We start from the raw sequence: 17,591 nt of genomic DNA, 5'->3' as shown, positions 1-17,591 counted from the left end.
GACAGTCGCGAGCCCGGGCCCGAAGACGTCACCGATTGGGCCGAAACTGCATCCCGCCCCGTCCCCGATTGCGGTTTGGGCCCAAACGGCAACCCCTCGACCCGTCGAAGCCCGTCTCCCGCGCCGTTGTGGGGCCCAGCACTCATCTGCCGCGGGTCTATGGGTGCGCGGACCCGTCTGGTGCGCGGCTATCGGTGCTGAGTGCCAGGTAGACCGGGCACTCAGCACCCACAAGGGAGCAGGAGACACCACAACCCCGTGACAGACGCGCCCACCGGCTATCGCGCGGCCACCACTCACCCGGTTCGACGAGGACACGATCCACACGTCACGATGCGGATCGTTTGGGCGGCGTCGGGAAGCAGCCCTCAGCCGACCGTCACGTCCCCCAGCACAGCGCCGGAGGCGAGCAGTTCGGCCAGCCGGAGGCGCATCCGGTCGGCGACGGCCCACGGGTCGATGGTGTTGATGTAGAGCTTGGTGCCGCCCTCGAAGCCGGCGGGGGTGGCGATCCGCCACTTGAGAACCACACGGAGGGGGCGGGCAGCGGCACCGACGGGGGCTGGTGGTGCCACTCCTCGTTGGTCGGCACGTCCGCACCGGTGGCCACGTGGACGGCATGGAGGAGATCGGAGAAGCCCCGCACGGCGTCCCCGGACAGCTCCCACGGGCACACGTCGGACCGCGCCCACACCACCACGGCCGGCGACTGGTCACCGATCCCGGCGACCGCGACGGCGTGGTCGTTGTGGGCGATCACCAGACCTTGCTCGGCGGGATAGTCCACTCCCCAGCGCCGATACAGATCGGGCTCACGCGCCAGCCGAGGCAGCTGCCGCTCCAGGTCTGGGCCGAGCTCGTCGACGGCGACCAGCTGCTTGTGCAGGTGGTCGAAGGAGGCACCGGCCGGACGCAACCAGTTCTGGAACGCCGCCACGAGCACGACATGCGGGTTGGCGTCGTACAGCCGCTGCATCGCGCGGATCGTGAGCGCGACGTACTGCTCGTGCTCCTCGACCGAGAGCGACCCCGAGCCGGCAAGCTGGTCGTCGAGCTCGGCGCCGGGCGTGAAGTGCCGGCGAGCGACGACCACGTCGTGACAACCGGCGAAGAAACGCATCGACAGCCGCGCCACGTCCGTGTCCTCGACCACGTCGACGAGGGAGCGCAGCAGCGCAAGCAGGTGGGCACGGCCGGCCGGCTCGGAGAGGTACGCCGTCTGGTGGGCGACCGCTTCGGGCGAGGGCCGGTAGTCGTAGTTGGCCACCCAGTAGTCGTAGGACACGATCTCGAAGAGGTTCGGGATCAGCCGGAACTCCGCAGTCGTCTCGTGCAACTGCGAGGCGGGCACCTCAAGGAGCCGGTGCCAGCCGGCCAGATCCCTGACCAAGCGCTCCCGCTCGGGGGTCGTCTCGAGGTAGCGGCCCTCGCAGAAGGCGCAGTAGCGGCCGAGCTGGATGGGGTCGATCCGGTCCGGTCGGTGATCTCGTGGCGGCGCGAGTGGTCGATGACCGCGGCCGGGCACCGTCCACACCCGGGTGCCGGTGAACGGGTTGACCTGTTTGACGGTGCCGTCGTCGAGCCGCACCAAGGGACGCCGCGGTTCGTCCGGAGGGACCGACGGCGGTGGCGTCACCCGATCCATCCAACACCCACCCCACCACGGCCGGTCCCCCGGCGCCTGGTTGCTACCGTGCAGACAGCCGCCACGAGGATGGGGATCCATGAAGCTCTCGCACCCGTTGATGTACTCCGGCAACCCGCGGGAGGCCGCCGACCAGGTCGCCGCGTTGGAGGGCGCCGGGCTGGACGGCGTCTGGGTCGCCGAGGCCTACGGCTTCGACTCGCCCACCCTGATGGGCTACCTCGCCGCCAAGACCGAGCGCCTCGAGATCGGCTCGGCGATCCTCAACATCTACTCACGCACCCCGTCCGCGCTGCTCCAGACCGCCGCCGGGCTGGACAACGTCGCGGGCGGCCGCGCCATCCTCGGTCTCGGCGCCAGCGGCCCGCAGGTGATCGAGGGGTTCCACGGCGTCCCCTACGACAAGCCGGTCACCCGGACCCGCGAGATCGTCGACCTGATCCGACGCGGCCTGCGCCGCGAGACGCTGACCCACCAGGGCACCTTCACCCTCCCGCTGCCACCGGGCCAGGGCCTCGGGCTCGGCAAGCCGCTCAAGCTGCTCACCAAGCCGGAGCGGCCGTCGGTCCCGATCTACATCGCGGCGCTGGGCAAGAAGAGCGTCGAGGGCGTGGCGTCGTACGCCGACGGCTGGCTGCCGTTCCTCTTCCACCCCGAGAGGGCCGACCGGGTCTGGGGAGCGGCGCTGCGCGCGGGCACCGCGAAGCGGCTCGACGGGCTGGCTCCCCTCGAGGTCTGTGCAGGCGGGATGGTCGCCATCGGCGAGGGCCCGCAGACCAAGGCGCTGCTCGACTTGGTCCGGCCGCTCTACGCGCTGTACGTCGGCGGGATGGGGGCGCGCGGCAAGAACTTCTACAACGACCTCGCCTGCGAGTACGGCTACGAGAAGGAGGCCAAGCAGATCCAGGACCTCTACCTCGGCGGCAACAAACGAGACGCCGAGGCCGTGGTGCCCACCGCATGGCTGGAGGCGGGCAACCTGGTCGGCCCCGCCTCCTACGTCCGTGAGCGGATCGCCGCGTTCGCCGAGGCCGGCGTGACCAACCTCCAGATCACCCCGGTCGGGAAGGACCCGGCGGCGATCGTCGCCCAGGTCAAGGAATGGGTGTCCTGATCCACGCGGGGCGTGGTCCGCGATGAGGCTGCGCAAGGAGTTCGATCTCCAGGCGCACCGAGGCGGTCGCGGTCTGATCGTCGAGAGCATCCTGCCGACGTTCGCGAACGCGTTGACGCTCGGTGTGACCACGCTCGAGTGCGACATCCACGTCAGCATCGACGGGGCGCCGATGGTCGTCCACGATCGGCGGCTGTCGGCGAAGCTGTACGACGACACCGAGCCCGCGGTGGAGGGCGATCCGTTCTTCCCCTACGTCGGCGGGCTGGTCACCGACTACTCCGTCGCGCAACTGCGCACCATCGACGCGGGGTCGCACCATCGCCGCGAGCTGCCCGATGCCACGCTGGTGCCGGGTGCCCGGATCCCGCTGCTGGGCGAGCTCTTCGACCTGGTCGCCGAGCGTGGCGCCGACGAGGTCCGCTTCAACATCGAGACCAAGTTCGACGCCGTAGCGCCCCACGAGACCGCCCCCCGCGAGCGGTTCGCCGACACCATCGTCGCCGCGGCGCAGCAAGCCGGACTGGTCGACCGGATCAGCGTGCAGAGCTTCGACTGGGAGGTGCTGCGCCAGGTCCGCGAACGCGAGCCGGGGCTGCGGCTGAACGTGCTGGCAGCACCGAAGTACCTCAAAGTCACCAAGGACGGCCCGTCGCCATGGGTGGGCGGGGTCGATCTCGACGGCTTCCCCGATCTGGTGGCCGCGGTGGCCGCCGAGCGGTTCGACGCCATCTCTCCCGCGCACGGCTATCCCTTCGCCAGCGGCGTCGACGACCCGGCGTACCAGCCCTTCACCACGCCCGAGCTGATCGAGCGCGCGCATGCCGAGGGCATCGAAGTGATCCCCTACACACTGAACGACCCAGCCACCGCAGCCGCCCTGATCGAGCAGGGCGTGGACGGCCTGATCACCGACTTCCCCGACCGAATCCGAGGGGTGCTCGAGGCGCTGGGGATGCCGCTCCCTTCAGCTCACCCAGGGACACCCCCCGGGGCAAACCCTGATGACTGATGTCGGTGCTATCTGATGAGGTAGAACCATGCATCGCCGAATCGCCGGCACTCTCACCGGCCCCATCACGAAGTGGATCGTCGCCGCGGTCGTCCTGCTCTTGGCCATCGGACTCTCCGGGTTCGCCGGCAAACTCACGTCCGCACAGAGCAACGACGCGTCCTCCTGGCTGCCCGACAGCGCCGAGTCCACCCGCGCCCTGGACAAGATGACCCCCTTCCAGGATCCCAACGCGCTGACGACGGTGGTCGCCTACGAACGCTCCTCCGGACTCACCGAGGAGGACATGGCGACCGCCAAACAGCAGGCCGCCGAACTGGCCAAGCTCGACGGCGTCACCGGCCAGGTGATCGGACCGATCCCGTCACCGGACGGCAAGGCGATGCAGACCGTGGTCACCTTCGACTTCGGCGAGAACGGCTGGCAGGAGATGCCGGATGTGGTCGACAAGATCCACCAGATCGCACCCGAGTCCGACGGCCTGAAGGTCTACGTCACCGGGACCGGCGGCCAGGCCGCCGACCAGGCCGAGGTCTTCGAAGGCATCGACTCCACCCTGCTCTTCGCCACCATGGGCGTGGTCATCGTGATCTTGCTGATCACCTATCGCAGCCCTCTGCTCTGGCTGCTGCCGGTCGTCTCGGCCGGATCGGCCCTGGTCATCGCCCAGGCGGTGGTCTACTTCTTCGCCAAGCACGGTGACCTGACCGTGAACGGTCAGAGTCAGGGCATCTTGACGGTGCTCGTCTTCGGTGCGGGCACCGACTACGCCCTGCTACTGGTGGCGCGCTACCGAGAGGAGCTGCGCCGTCACGAGAACCGACACGAGGCGATGGCCTTCGCTCTCCACCGAGCCGCGCCGGCCATCGTCGCCAGCGCGTCGACGGTGATCTTGGGCATGCTCTGCCTGCTGCTCGCCGACATGAACTCCACCGCCGGTCTCGGGCCGGTGGCGGCGATCGGCGTCGCGGTCGCGTTGCTGGTCATGCTGACCCTGCTGCCGGCCCTGCTGGTGATCTTCGGCCGCTGGATCTTCTGGCCCAAGCGGCCGACCTTCGGTTCGCACGAGCCGACCAGCACCGGCATCTGGGCCGGGGTCGGCCAGTGGATCTCCCGGTTCCCCCGCCGCGTGTGGGTGGTGACCACCGTCCTGCTGGCGATCGCCTGCCTCGGCGTCTTCAAGCTGGACGCCACCGGGTTGACCACGGAGGACTCCTACACCAAGGACTTCGACTCCGTGGTCGGGCAGCAGATGCTCGCCGACCACGGGCTGGCCGACCAGTCCAACCCGGTGATGGTGGTCGCCAACGCCGACCATGCCGATCAGGTCGTCGAGGCGATGACCGGGATCGAGGGCATCGACACGCCCGGCAAGCCGGTGGTGCTAGGCGACCTAGCCTTCATCACGGCGCCCATCCAGGGCGACGCCAGCTCGTCGACAGCCTTCAAGACCGTCGACCGGGTCCGCGACGCGGTCCATGCCGTCGACGGAGCCGATGCACTGGTCAGCGGGAGCACCGCCATCCTCGACGACATCGAGCACGCCTCCGCTCGCGACAATCGCGTGGTGATCCCGGCCGTCTTGATCGTGGTGCTGCTGATCTTGGTGCTCCTGTTGCGGGCACTGGTCTCACCGGTGCTGTTGATCGCAACGGTGGTGCTCTCCTTCGGAGCCGCGATGGGGCTGTCGGCAGTGCTGTTCCACTACGTCTTCGGCTTCGCCGGAGCCGACGCCTCGCTCCCCCTGTTCGTCTTCGTCTTCCTCGTCGCCTTGGGCATCGACTACAACATCTTCTTGATGACCCGCGTCCGCGAGGAGACGGCCGTGCGCGGCACCCGTCCAGGCGCCCTGGTGGCGCTGGGTGCGACCGGGGGTGTGATCACGTCGGCCGGCGTCGTGCTGGCTGCGACGTTCCTGGTGTTGTCCACCCTGCCACTCGTGGCCTTCGTCGAGATCGGCGTGGCGGTGGCGCTCGGAGTGCTGCTCGACACGATCGTGGTGCGCTCGGTGCTGGTCACCGCGCTCAACCTCGACCTCGGCAGCAGGATCTGGTGGCCCAGCAAGCTGGATCGCGGTCAGGAGGCGCCGCCACCGGCGAGCCAGGAGACGGTCTCCGCCAACGCCTGACCCCAGTCGGTCGCGGTCAACCCGAACGTCTCGGCCGTTCGGGTCGCGTCCAGCACGAACGGGCGCTCGAACTGGTAGGCCGTCTCGTCCAGCTCGCGCACGGTCGCCGAAACGCGGGCGAGCAACTTGACGGGGTGAGGGACGCCTCGCACGGCCGGCTCGGGCCGACCCGCGATCGCGGCAGCCTCCTTCGCCACCTCTCGCATCGTGCGGGGGGCCGCGGTCGGCACATGCCAGGCGCTCCCCCAAGAGCGGTCGTCGGTGGCCAACGTGGCGGCCAACGCACCGATGTCGTCGAGGTAGGTCCAGGAGTGCGACACGTCCGGTGCCCCGGTGATCAGCCACACTCCACGACCCGCGATCGCCCGTTTGATCACGAAGCTGTTGAGCAGACTGACGCCCCCGCCCGCACCTGGCCCGAAGTAGTCGGAGGCGCGCAGTTCGGTGGCCCGCAGCCTGCCGGCCTCGTGCGCCTGCAGGGCCTGCTGCCACATCTCGGCCCGAAGTCGGCCCTTGGTCCCGGCTGGCCGTAGTGGCGTCTCCTCGGTCATCGGGGCGTCGACGTGACCGTAGCCGTAGAGGTTCGAGACGGTCACCAGGCCAGCGCCGGACTTCTCCGCGGCAGCCAATATCGCGGCGGCGACCGGGGGCCAGTCGCGCTCCCAGGTGTAGTACTTGCTCGGGTTGACCGCGTTGACCAGGCTTTCCACGCCCTGGGCGAGGTCGGTCAGCGCGGCCGGGTCGCTCGCGTCGACGGACGCGGCCCGCACGCCCTCGAGGTGAGGGTCCGTGCCCGAACGCGACGCCAGCGTGACTTGGTGACCACGCTCGACTAGGTGCCGGGCAGTCGCCCGACCGATGCCTCCGGCTCCGATGACGAGATGGTGTGCCATGACGGTGTCCTCCAGCCTGGTCGACCTACGTGCTCTGATCGAGCGGAATGCGAGAGCGGTGCTCTCGTTTTCATTGGAGCACGTTGACGGCAGTGAAAGCAAGAGCGGTGCTCGCGTTTGTGGCGACTGATCCCGTATCCTCCGTCAGATGACCGCAGCGGGAGGGATCAGGGCGCGCAACCGGGCCGCGATCGAGGCCGAGATCCTGCGGATCGGGCAGCAACACCTGGCGACGTACGGCGCCGCCGGACTCTCCCTGCGCGCGGTGGCCCGCGACCTCGAGATGGCCTCCTCTGCGGTCTACCGCTACGTGGCTAGTCGAGACGAGCTGCTGACGCGGCTGATCGTCGCGGCGTACGACGCCCTCGGCGACCATGTCGACGCGGCTCTCGCCACCTTGCCACGACGATCCACCCCCGCGCGGAGGTTTCGGGCAATCGCCGCCGCCACCCGTGGGTGGGCGCTGGCCAATCCGCACGAGTACGCCCTCATCTACGGCTCCCCGGTGCCCGGCTATCACGCGCCCGCCGAGCGGACCGGGCCCGCTGGCACCCGCGTCCAGGCCCGGCTGGTCGCCCTGGTGCCCGATCTGTCCGACGGCCGCCCGGAGACTGCGCGCGAGCGGCGCGCCCTGGGCGACCTCCCCGAGACGATCCAGGCCGAACTGCATCTGAGCAGTGCTGGCGACCAACCGATCGATGCGGGCACGCTGCGTCGCGCAATGACGGCCTGGGCGCTGGTGACCGGCACGGTGAGCGCCGAGGTCTTCGAGCAGTTCGGTGCCGACACGATCCCGGACTGGCCGGCCTTCTTCGACGCCGCCGTGGACGACGCGCTCGCGCTGGTGACCGGCGAACCCGCCCGCGGCTAGCGCAGCTTCACTAGCGTAGGCCCTGCCGGGTGCAGGCGGCAGCGACTCGGCCGGCGCAGAGCTGGTCGAGGGTGAAGATCTGGTCGCGGACGACGGCATCGGCGAGGTTGTCGATGGTGACCACGAGCGGCTGGAAAACGAAGGCTGGCACGTCCTTCACCTGCTCGGAGGCCTCGACCTTCTGGCCGGTGACCAAGTCGACGGCGATCTGGGCGGCTTGCTCGGCCTGGCGGGGGTAGGACTTGAAGACGGTCAGGGTCTGGGTGCCGACGATGATCCGGCGTAGCGCCGCCAGGTCGGCATCCTGCCCGGTGACCACCGGTCGGTTCTGCGGCAACACGTGGGCAGCCGCCAACGCCTGTGCCACCCCTTCGGCCTGTTGATCGTTGGCGGCGATGATCGCGTCGACCTCGGCTGCCGGGCGCTTCGCCAACTGGCTCCGCACCCAGGTCCGCGCCTCCTCGGCGCTCCAGGTCTTGGGGTCGAGCTCGGCAAGCACCGAGATCTTGGCCTTGTCGAGCACGCGGTGCACCGCCCGTTTGATCTCGACGCCGTTGGTGTCGGTCTGCGGCCCGTTCACCACCAGCACCGACCCCTCGGTCGGGATCCGGGCCACGGCGGCCTTGGCCATCTGCCGCCCGATCGCGCCCGCGTCGTAGGAGACGTAGAAGTCCGCACCCGGCACGAACCGGTCGTAGGCGATCACCTTCACCTTGGCCTGGTGCGCCTTGTTCACGATCGCCTCACCGACCTCGCCGTTGACGGCGTTGAGCACCACCACGTCGGCGCCGGCGGCGATCACGTCGTCGAGCTGCTCGGCCTGCCGCTCGGCGTCCCCGTCGGCGAGCTTCTTGACGTAGACACAGTCGGGGCAGTGGAAGCCGATGTAGTCCGCGAAGGCCGGCTCGTCGCTCTGCGTCCACCGGGGCGCTGCGTCGGCGGCGACCAGGAAGGCGACCACCATCTTGTCCTGGGCCCGGCAGCCCGTCAGTCCGACGACCGCCAGCAGGGCAGCAGTCAGCAGTGCGACGACACGGGGCATGCCGTCACGATATCCGCCTACCCCTCCGCTGCTTTCCGCCCACACGCGGTCACGAACCCGGCGAACAGCCGGGTCCGGTCATGGTCGCGGCCATCATCGTCCTCGGGGTGCCACTGGAGCGCGACCAGCCATCGGGCGGGGTCCTCGAAGGCCTCGACGATGCCGTCGTGCGCGCGCCCGGCGGCGACCAGGCCGACGCCGAGCCGATCGACGGCCTGGTGGTGTCCGGAGCGACCCACCACACGGTCGGCGTCGAGCAGCTCGGCCACTCGGGTGTCAGGCTCGAGCAGGATCTCCTCGTCGAGGAACATCGGCTCACCCGGGCCACCTCGATGCAGAGCGTAGTCCTCGATGTCGGAGATGATCGTGCCGCCGTAGGCGACGTTGACCAGTTGCGCGCCGCGACAGATCGCGAAGACCGGCACCCGCGCCTCGAGGGCGGACCGGATCGCGTCGAGGGCGTCCTGATCGGCGCGGATGTCGACGCCGTACTGATGGGGCACGCCCTCGTGCGGGCCGCCGTAGACACGACCGTCGATGTCGCCGCCGCCCAGCAACAGCAGCCCGTCACACCGCGCGACCGCCGCCGGGTCGGGCAGCGGGTCGCTGCTGTCGAAGAACTCGTACGACGCACCGAGGTCGAGCAGCGTCTCCAGTGCTACCCGGGTGAAGCGGGTGACCAGCTCAGCGGTCTGCGTGGTCATGTCGGGGAAGTTGAGCGAGGCCAGCACCGCGACACGGGCGACCGGATCGGCCGGCATCGGGCGCGCCGGCAACGCCTCCTCACGCAGCACGACGGCTGGTGAGCCAGGGTCAGCCAACGCTCATCCCTCCTCGAAGGGATAGTCCAGGGTTGGCAGCCACTCTTTCCAGACCGCACGCAGGCGTCCGTCGGCGATCACCCGAGCCAGCGCGCCGTCCAGCTCTGCCAGCAGGTCGGGGCGGTCCTTCGAGACCGAGATCCCCCAGCGGTTGCCGGTCTGCACGACGAAGGCAAGCTCGTAGTCGGGATGGGTCGCACCGAGGGGCACGAACACGACGTCGTCGTCGACGACCGCGTCGACCCCGCCGGACAGGAGCGCCGCCAGCATGTCGGCGTAGACATCCTCGGAGTCGCTGCCGAACGGGACTCGGATCGCGCCCTCGAAGGTCTCGGCCAGGGTCATGTTGGTGCTGTTCTCGATGGCGGCGACCCGTTTGCCGGCGAGATCTTCGGGGCCGTGGATCGGGTCGCCGCGCCGGATCAGCACGCCCTCGTGGAAGACGGCATACGGTCGGGTGAAGTCCATCACCTCAAGCCTGGTCGGGGTGATGCCCTGCCCACAGAGCACGGCATCGGCGTCGCCGCGCTGCGCTGCCGGCACCATGTCGACCCACGGCACTCGGACCCACTCCAACCGACGACCGAGCTCGGCGGCGATCAACTGAGCGACGGCCGGCTCGTAGCCCTGCCGACCCTGCTCCGGCGTCCACAGTGAGAACAGCGGCGGTGCCTCGGAGTCCATGCAGCTCAGGCGGAGTGGTTGGTCGGTGGTCATCAGGCAGGTCTCCTCGACTCGGATCGGTGGTTGACGGTCGTCACGGGGTGTCGTCCCAGTAGGTCGCCTTCTCCCAGTCCGTGACGTAGCCGCAGAACCGCGCCCACTCGTCACGCTTGAAGTCGACGAGTAGGTCGGTCAGCTCATCACCCAGGGTCTGCTTGATCAAGTCGTCGGCCGAGAAGGCGTCGATCGCCTCGCCGAGAGTGAGGGGCAGGCGGCCGAAGCGCGGGTCCTGCTCACTGTCGTACGACGACCCGACCTGAGACGCGCCGGGGTCGATGGTGTTCTTCAGCCCGTCCTCGCAGGAGGCGATCAGGATCGCGTGGGAGAGGTAGGGATTGACGGCGGCGTCGGGGAGCTCAGCTCGAGCCGTCCGTTGGTCGACAGCCGGACCGTGCAGGTCTTGTTGTCCATGCCCCAGTTGATCTTCGAGGGAGCGAACTGACCGGCGTCCCAGTAGCGCTTGTAGGAGTTCACGGTCGAGCCGTAGACCAGCATCGCGGCAGCGGCGTGCATCAAGACGCCACCGAGGGCGTGCTGGCCGATCTCGGTCAGGTGCATGTCGGTGCGACCCGGCTCGGCCAGGACGTTCTCGCCGTCACGCCAGAGGCTGAAGTTGTGGTGGCAGCCGTTGCCCATCATCCCGGTGGCCGGCTTGGGCATGAAGGACGCCTCGATGCCGAGCTCCCGGGCCACCTGCTTGCACACCTGTCGGTAGGTGGTCAGCCGATCGGCGGTGAGGTCGGCGTGGTCGTACATCCAGTTCAGCTCGAACTGGCCCTCGTCCTCGTAGTCGCCCTCCACCATGTCCAGGCCGAGCGCCTGGGCATAGGAGATCACCTTCTGGATGATCGGGCGACCGCGCTCGAGGTGCTCGATGTGGTAGGCGGGGCTCGACTCGGGCCGGAAGCTGGCCTCCAGGCCCGGGCCGCGCCAGGTCATCTCCGGCTCGGTGCCGGAGCGCAGCTCGAGCCCGGTGCGATCGGTGAAGCCGGCATGTACCCGCTTGAGCAGGCCGCGGGAGTCGCAAGCGTAGGGCTCGCCGGCACGCTCGGCGATGTGGTCGGGCTCGTAGAGCCGGCAGAAGACGCGCGCCATGGTGGAGTCCCAGGGCAGCACCGCGAAGGTGTCGAGGTCCGGCAGGGCGGTGTACTCCGCGGCCTCGACGCCGCCGCCCAGCAACACGCCCTCCCGAGTCGTCTGCAGGTTCGCGGCGGCGGTGCGGTGCTGTTGGATGCCCTTGCCGGCGATCCGCTCAAGGTGCCGGGCGGGCAGCACCTTGCCTACGACACGACCGGTGACGGTCACGCTCTGGAGGTAGACGCACTCGACGCCCTGCTCCTTGATCGTCGCCATCACCGAGGAGAGCGCGTCGCTCGAGGCGTTCTCCTCTCGATGCCGGTCCAGCGCGGTGGTGGCCATGTCAGTTCCTCGCTTCGGTGGGGGTGACGAAGGCATCGCGCAGCTCACGCTGGCGGGCCGGTGGCAGGTTGAGCGCAACGGTCCCGACGTGCCGGCCGGCACGGTGGTGCAGGGTCAGCACGCCCGCGGTCAGGTCGTCCGGATCGCCTTCGGCCACCACCACCTCGTCGGCCAGACCGGGTGAGCCGAAGCTCTGGAACCGCAGGTCGGCCTGGTCGCTCCAGAACGACGGCACCGGGGCGAAGGGTGGCAGGTCCGGTCGTCGGCCCTCCACCAGGGCCACCAGGGTCGGAGCAGCCCGCTTGGCGGTGTCGGTCGGGATCGACCAGTGCTCCACGCGACGGGGGACGTCGTCGAAGATCGGGTTGGGGAAGCGGGCCAGGTCACCGACGGCGACCACTCGGTCGGCGCCGACCGCCGCCAGGTCGTTGTCGGTGAGCACCCCGTCGGCGAGGTCGAGCCCGGTGCCGGCGAGCCACTCGGTGTTGGGGATCGAGCCCACCGCTTCGATGACCACGTCGACCGGGAGTCGCTGCCCGTCGTCGAGCACCGCCTCGCTCACCCGGTCGCCGCCCTCGAAGGCGGTGACCCCCGGGCCGATCACGAAGCGGATGCCGCTGCGCTCGTGGTGTCGCTGCACCGCGAGGGCGAGCTGTTCACCGAGGACTCGGTTCATCGGGGCGCCGGTGGGCTCGACCACCGTCACGTCATGGCCCAGCGCGGCGAGCGTGCAGGCGGCCTCACAGCCGATGAAGCCGGCGCCGACCACGACCACGCGGCGTGGCTCGGCAACCGCTGCGCGCAGTTCGAGGCAGTCCTCGACGGTGCGCAGGACATAGCGGCCTCGCTCGGGCCCGGGCGCGGACAGCCGCCGTGGCCGCAGCCCGGTGGCCACGACCAGACCGTCGAAGTCGCCGCTGCCCTCGGCTGGGTCCCCTCCTCCGACACTTCGCCAGGCGAGGCGGCCAGCGCCGAGGTCGACCCCGAGCACTTCTGCAGAGAAGCGGAAGTCGACATCACCGACGCTGGAGCGCCGCCGGAAGGTGAGACGGGACAGCGCCGCCTCGGCGTCGAGCGTTGCCGGGTCGGCGAGCACGTCCTTGGAGAGTGGTGGGCGGTTGTACGGCGCGTGCGCCTCGGCGCCGTACACCGTGACCGGGCCGACGTGGCCGGACGCACGCAACTGCTCGGCCGCGCGGAGGCCCGCCAGCGACCCGCCGACGACCGCGATCCGTGGGTGGTCCATCAGTCCTCGATCATGATCGCCTGCACCGGGCAGACGTCGGCCGCCTCCTCGACCGCGAAGCGCTCGGAGTCGTCGGGGTGGGGTTCGTACTCCAGCTTGCCGCCGTCGTTGATCGCAAAGACATCGGGGGCGGCGATGGCGCACTGCCCGTGGTCTTGGCACAGCGCCATGTCGACGGTGACCTTCATGTGGGTTCCTCTTCTCGTCGGTGAGTCAGCAAGGGGCGGGGTGGGCAAGGAGCTGGTCGTCAGGGAGCGGGGGTGAAGCCGATCGGCAGGCGAACCGGGCCGGTGTTGCCGGAGTCCGGCAGCCAGGTGGCCCCGTCCAGCGGATACGGGTCGCGCAGTCGCCGAGCCAAGAGGGGCAGTGCCTCGCTCATGTCGGAGCGTGCCACGAAGTGGCCCAGGCAGTGGTGCGCACCGCCGCCGAAGCCGAAGTGCGGCTTGCGGTCGGTGGCGGTGATGTCGAAGCCCCCCTCGATGGCACGGGGATCGGTCCCGGCGGACTCACTGTAGAGGTGCACCGTGGTGCCGGCCGTGAACTGCAGGCCTTCGTAGTCGAAGTCCTCCAGCACCTCCCGGGTGACCCAGCGCACGGTCGGGTTGACCCGCATCACCTCCTCGACCGCGGCCTTGCCGAGCTCGGGCCGCTCGGCGAGCAGGCGCCACTGGTCCGGGTGGGCCATGAAGGTCTGCATCGCGAGGCCGAGCTGGTTGCGGGTGGTGTCGTAGCCACCGAAGATCAGCAGCACCAGCCCGTCGCGCAGCTCGGTGTGGCTGAGCCGACCGTCGCCGTCGCGGGAGGCGCTGACGAAGGCGGTGATGAAGTCCTCTCGCGGGTGAGCCGTCCGGTCCTCGATGAGCGCGTCCGCGTAGTCGTAGAGCCGGGCGAGCGCGCCCTCGATCCGAGGCAGCTCCTCGGTCAGGGTCACCCCCATCGCCAGCCCGACGGCGGACGCCTCGCGCGAGATGATCGGCCACTCCTCCTCGGGGATGCCGAGCATGATGGCAAGCACCCGGGCGGCGTAGGGGTCGGCGAACTCGGAGATGAACTCGCAGCGGTCCTGGCGCTTGAAGCCGTCGATCAGCTCGGTGGCCAGCGCCTGGAACCGCGGCACCAGGCCACCGATCAGCTTGGACGAGAAGGCGGGGTTCATCAGTCGACGCAGTCGGTGGTGCTCCTCGCCCTCCTTGTTGAGGATCCAGCTGGCGAACCAGTCGTGGAAGAGGCCCGACGTGACACCGTTGTGGGCCGGCCAGGCAACGCTGCCCTGGCGGAGCTTGGGGTGCTTGAGCAGCCGGCTGACCTCGTCATAGCGGAGCACGGCGATGCCGTAGGGCGTGGTGGCATACCAGTGGGCTTCGCGGGCCGCGTGCACCTCGTCCGAGGTGATCGAGAAGCCGTCAGCCGTCACGTCCAGGTGCGGCACTGCCGACGAGGTCAGCGTGGTCATCGCATCTCCACAGGTCCGGGATTGGTGACCTAATACTCCAAAGTTAGATGTTTGTTGTCAAGGGCCCGTGCCGTCGCTCAGTGCGCCAGCGGCCGATCGGTCACAGCGACCAGCCAGCCGGGCCCGCGGGGGACGGAGGCGACCTCGACGAACGACCCGTCCCCGGCCGCGGGCTGGCCGGGCAGCCTCGAGCCGACCACCCAGTCGGGGCTGTTGGCGGCGATCACCCGCCGCTCCGCGTTGACGACCACCGAGTCGGCCGCGCCGGTCCGCAGGACCGCGACCAGCGCGCGCTCGAGCAGACTCATCGAGATGTCGGCGCCAGCGGCACCGAGGAACACCCCCTCGGCGAGCACCGGGACGGTGGCGGTCAACACATAGAGGCCGGAGCCGGAGTAGTCCACGTGCGGCCCGAAGGCGTTGCGGGCGCCACCGTCGCGGGCGAGCTGGAAGAACTCCATCTGGAGGTAGTCGTAGATGTCCACGCTGGAAGCATCGAAGTTCAGCCGCAGCCGAGCCAGCTCGTCGTCGCCGGCCCGCTGCCACCACAAGAGGTACCTGTCCTGCCCGGTGATGATCCCGGGCTCGGCAAGGTAGCCCGCCCCTGCCATCGCGGGGTGCGCGGCCAACCGGGTGGCGACGACCGTCTCGAACGACGCCAGGCTGCGCTCGGTGAATCCTCCGGCGCCGGCCGCCCGTCGGCAGCGTACGACCTCGGCTGCCAAGGTCTCGAGCGAGACGTAGAGCGGGTCAAGCAGGTCACCGACCGCTGCCGCCAACGATTCTGCGCCGATCAGGGTGGTCCGGTCAGGCATCGTCGGCCTCCTCGTCGACCAGCAGCAGGTGCATCGACACCAGCCGGCGCAGGTTGCCGTCGACATGCTCCTCGGCCAGGCGGCGCGCCTTGTCGGCGTCCTCGGCGACCACGGCGGCGGCGATGGCCTGGTGCTCGACCACCATCCGACTCACGTCCACGGCAGATCCGACGGGCAGCCAGAGCAGCCCCGACACCTCCGCCTGCAGCGCGACCTCTCGACGGGTCAGCCGTTCGGACTGCGACGCGATCGCCACCTCGATGTGGAAGCGGCAGTCGGCTCGAATCCGATCTCCCAGCGTCGCGGCCAAGCTAGCTGCTCCCCGAGCGCGAACAGCCGGCGCACGTTGGCCACGGCCGCCCGCTCGGCGGCGAGCTTGGCCGCTTGTCCGGCCACGGCGAGGTGTTCGTCGGCCAGGTCACGCAGCTCCGAGACCGTCATCGCCGCCAGTCGCCCACGCAGGTAGTCGACCGGTGGACCGTCCGGCCGGATCACGAAGGAGCCTCCGCGCCGACCACGCCGGGTCTCCACCAGGCCACGGTCGCGCAGCTCGGCTAGGGCCTCTCGAGCCGTCATCGGGGCGACCCCGAACTGGCGGGCCAACTCGACCTCGACCGGAAGCTGTTCGCCGTCGCTCAACAGACCCAGGTGGATCGCCTCGGTGATGCGCTGCACCAGCTCGTCGGCTCGCGACGTCGAGGTGACCTGCCCGATCAGGGGCGACAGTGCGGACATCGGCCCCTCCCCTGATGGTCACTGGATGTTCCAGGCACGTGACGGTTGAGAAAAGTCTGCCATGCCCCATTGCGCTTTATCCAACAAAATTGTAGTTTTCCGAGGCAGCCGCGGCTCGGGCCGCTCGACCGTTCCGTGCCTCAACCATCGGGAGCACTCGCATGACCAGTCCTCCGTCCCCTGCAGTGAACGAACACGACGACGCGGCCCATCTCAGCGCGCTGGGCTACACCTCCGAGTTCAGACGCGAGATGAGCCCGTGGGCCAACTTCTCGCTGGGCTTCACCTACCTCTCGCCCGTGGTGGGCGTCTACACCCTGTTCGCGTTCGCCCTCGCGACCGGCGGTCCGCCGATGATCTGGAGCTTCGTCGTCGTCGGCTTCGGCCAGTTCTTGGTGGCCCTGATCTTCAGCGAGGTGGTGGCCCAGTTCCCGGTCGCGGGCGGCGTCTATCCGTGGGCGAGACGCCTGTGGGGCCGCAAGTACGCCTGGATGACCGGCTGGATCTACCTGGTCGCTCTGCTGGTCACCATCGCCTCGGTCACCTATGGCGGTGGCTTCTACATCGCGCCGTTCCTCGGCTTCGAGGCGACCACGGTCAACGTGATCTGGGGCGGACTCGCGCTGATCGCCATCGCCACGCTGATCAACTTCATGGGCACCAAGGTGCTGGCGATGGCCGCCATCTTCGGCTTCACCGCCGAGATCATCGGTGCCCTCATCGTCGGCGGCTGGCTGCTGATCGGGCACCGCGAGCACGGCCTCGGCGTCTTGTTCGACACCTTCGGCACCGAGGGCTCCGGCAGCTACCTGCCCGCCTTCGCCGCCGCTGCCCTCATCGGTGTCTACCAGTACTACGGCTTCGAGGCCTGCGGTGACGTCGCCGAAGAGGTCCCCGACCCGGGCTCGCTGATCCCGAAGGCGATGCGCCGCACCATCTACATCGGCGGCGCCGCCGCGACCTTCGTCTGCCTCGCGCTGATCCTGGCCGTCACCGACATCCCGGCGGTCATCTCCGGGGAGGATGCCGACCCGGTGAGCACCCTGCTCGACGACGCCTTCGGCACGGTCGGCTCCAAGATCGTCATCGGCATCGTGCTCATCTCGTTCCTCTCCTGCGCGATGAGCCTGCAGGCTGCCGCGAGCCGGCTGGCCTACTCCTACGGTCGCGACGAGATGATCATGGGCCACCACCTGCTGAGGAAGTTCTCACCGACGCGGCACGTGCCGCCGTACGCCCTCATCGTGGCGGCGGTGGTGCCGGCCGTGATCGTGGCGGGTTCCTACGTGTCGACCAACGCGATCACCAAGATCATCAGCTTCGCTGCCCTGGGCATCTACATGGCGTTCCAGATGGTCGTGCTGGCCGCGCTGCGGGCCCGGCTCAAGGGTTGGGTGCCAAGCGGAAAGTACCAGCTCGGCACCTGGGGTGTCCCCGTCAACATCGCGGCGCTCGTCTACGGGATCATCGCGATGGTCAACATGGCGTGGCCGCGCACCCCTGGCGAGCCGTGGTACGACAACTGGATCGTGCTGCTCTCCGCCGTCGTGGTGGTCGGGGTCGGGTTGCTCTACATGGTCATCCACCCGCTCCACGACCGCAGCGACGCGCCGTACGACGACGCGATCCCGAAGTCGTAGGAGTCGCCGACCCCATCCATGAAGGGCCCGGAGC

Annotated in this window: 17 protein-coding genes and 1 pseudogene; 5 read left to right on the top strand and 13 right to left on the bottom strand. The window is 69.4% G+C overall.

Annotation, left to right across the window (positions count from 1 at the left end):
- Positions 1-368: 368 nt before the first annotated feature.
- Positions 369-1,645: pseudogene (locus QM714_RS18495) on the bottom strand (DUF4921 family protein).
- Between the two features lie 79 nt (positions 1,646-1,724).
- On the opposite strand from QM714_RS18495, the gene QM714_RS18490 reads away from it, so the two are divergent.
- From QM714_RS18490 to QM714_RS18480, 3 genes are read left to right on the top strand one after another with little or no spacing between them, the layout of a single operon-like run.
- Complete coding sequence (locus QM714_RS18490; protein ID WP_415102804.1) at positions 1,725-2,759, top strand: LLM class F420-dependent oxidoreductase; 1,035 nt, start codon at positions 1,725-1,727, stop codon at positions 2,757-2,759.
- Positions 2,760-2,781: 22 nt separating this feature from the next.
- The gene (locus QM714_RS18485) at positions 2,782-3,771 is read left to right on the top strand and encodes a glycerophosphodiester phosphodiesterase family protein (RefSeq protein WP_415102803.1); all 990 of its coding nucleotides are present in this window, start codon (positions 2,782-2,784) and stop codon (positions 3,769-3,771) included.
- Between the two features lie 28 nt (positions 3,772-3,799).
- Positions 3,800-5,899, top strand: coding sequence for an MMPL family transporter (locus tag QM714_RS18480; RefSeq protein ID WP_415102802.1), 2,100 nt, complete (start codon positions 3,800-3,802; stop codon positions 5,897-5,899).
- Here QM714_RS18480 and QM714_RS18475 read toward each other — a convergent pair.
- Positions 5,848-6,792: an NAD-dependent epimerase/dehydratase family protein gene (locus tag QM714_RS18475; RefSeq protein WP_415102801.1), complete on the bottom strand. Its 945-nt coding sequence runs from the start codon at positions 6,790-6,792 to the stop codon at positions 5,848-5,850. The two genes, QM714_RS18480 and QM714_RS18475, sit on opposite strands and share 52 nt — an antisense overlap.
- 148 nt (positions 6,793-6,940) lie before the next feature.
- Between QM714_RS18475 and QM714_RS18470 the strand changes: the two genes are divergently transcribed.
- Complete coding sequence (locus QM714_RS18470; protein ID WP_415102800.1) at positions 6,941-7,663, top strand: TetR/AcrR family transcriptional regulator; 723 nt, start codon at positions 6,941-6,943, stop codon at positions 7,661-7,663.
- A 10-nt stretch (positions 7,664-7,673) separates the two neighbouring features.
- Here the strand turns inward: QM714_RS18470 and QM714_RS18465 are convergent, their stop codons facing one another.
- The 11 genes from QM714_RS18465 to QM714_RS18415 form a co-directional block, all read right to left on the bottom strand.
- Entirely contained in the window at positions 7,674-8,705 is a 1,032-nt protein-coding gene (locus tag QM714_RS18465; RefSeq protein ID WP_415102799.1) for a substrate-binding domain-containing protein, read from the bottom strand.
- A gap of 17 nt (positions 8,706-8,722) precedes the next feature.
- On the bottom strand, positions 8,723-9,526 hold the full coding sequence (locus QM714_RS18460; RefSeq protein ID WP_415102798.1) for a gamma-glutamyl-gamma-aminobutyrate hydrolase family protein: 804 nt from the start codon (positions 9,524-9,526) through the stop codon (positions 8,723-8,725).
- Positions 9,527-9,529: 3 nt separating this feature from the next.
- Positions 9,530-10,243 (bottom strand): substrate-binding periplasmic protein, encoded by a 714-nt coding sequence (locus QM714_RS18455; RefSeq protein ID WP_415102797.1) that lies wholly within the window; start codon positions 10,241-10,243, stop codon positions 9,530-9,532.
- Between the two features lie 40 nt (positions 10,244-10,283).
- Positions 10,284-10,559 carry a hypothetical protein gene (locus QM714_RS18450; RefSeq protein WP_415103061.1) on the bottom strand — a complete coding sequence of 92 codons (276 nt, stop codon included), beginning with the start codon at positions 10,557-10,559 and terminating at the stop codon, positions 10,284-10,286.
- A complete protein-coding gene (locus QM714_RS18445) occupies positions 10,559-11,668 on the bottom strand; it encodes a glutamine synthetase (RefSeq protein WP_415102796.1) in 1,110 nt (369 codons plus the stop codon). The genes QM714_RS18450 and QM714_RS18445 overlap by 1 nt, the downstream gene beginning before the upstream one ends.
- Position 11,669: 1 nt before the next feature.
- Positions 11,670-12,914, bottom strand: coding sequence for an NAD(P)/FAD-dependent oxidoreductase (locus QM714_RS18440; RefSeq protein WP_415102795.1), 1,245 nt, complete (start codon positions 12,912-12,914; stop codon positions 11,670-11,672).
- Complete coding sequence (locus QM714_RS18435; RefSeq protein WP_415102794.1) at positions 12,914-13,102, bottom strand: ferredoxin; 189 nt, start codon at positions 13,100-13,102, stop codon at positions 12,914-12,916. Before QM714_RS18435 ends, QM714_RS18440 begins: the two co-directional genes overlap by 1 nt.
- A 59-nt stretch (positions 13,103-13,161) precedes the next feature.
- Positions 13,162-14,367 (bottom strand): cytochrome P450, encoded by a 1,206-nt coding sequence (locus tag QM714_RS18430; protein ID WP_415102793.1) that lies wholly within the window; start codon positions 14,365-14,367, stop codon positions 13,162-13,164.
- 77 nt (positions 14,368-14,444) lie between these two features.
- Complete coding sequence (locus QM714_RS18425; protein ID WP_415102792.1) at positions 14,445-15,182, bottom strand: hypothetical protein; 738 nt, start codon at positions 15,180-15,182, stop codon at positions 14,445-14,447.
- Positions 15,175-15,492, bottom strand: a complete 318-nt coding sequence (locus QM714_RS18420) for an FCD domain-containing protein (RefSeq protein WP_415102791.1) — start codon at positions 15,490-15,492, stop codon at positions 15,175-15,177. The genes QM714_RS18425 and QM714_RS18420 overlap by 8 nt, the downstream gene beginning before the upstream one ends.
- Entirely contained in the window at positions 15,408-15,917 is a 510-nt protein-coding gene (locus QM714_RS18415) for a winged helix-turn-helix domain-containing protein (protein WP_415102790.1), read from the bottom strand. Before QM714_RS18415 ends, QM714_RS18420 begins: the two co-directional genes overlap by 85 nt.
- A gap of 161 nt (positions 15,918-16,078) precedes the next feature.
- Here QM714_RS18415 and QM714_RS18410 point away from each other — a divergent pair, with 161 nt between their 5' ends.
- Positions 16,079-17,557: an APC family permease gene (locus QM714_RS18410; protein WP_415102789.1), complete on the top strand. Its 1,479-nt coding sequence runs from the start codon at positions 16,079-16,081 to the stop codon at positions 17,555-17,557.
- The last annotated feature ends 34 nt before the right edge of the window (positions 17,558-17,591 follow it).

Source organism: Nocardioides sp. (assembly GCF_047602075.1).
GTDB lineage: Bacteria > Actinomycetota > Actinomycetes > Propionibacteriales > Nocardioidaceae > Nocardioides.
Note: the sequence above shows the minus strand (reverse complement) of the source record. Positions and strands in the feature narration are given on the sequence as shown.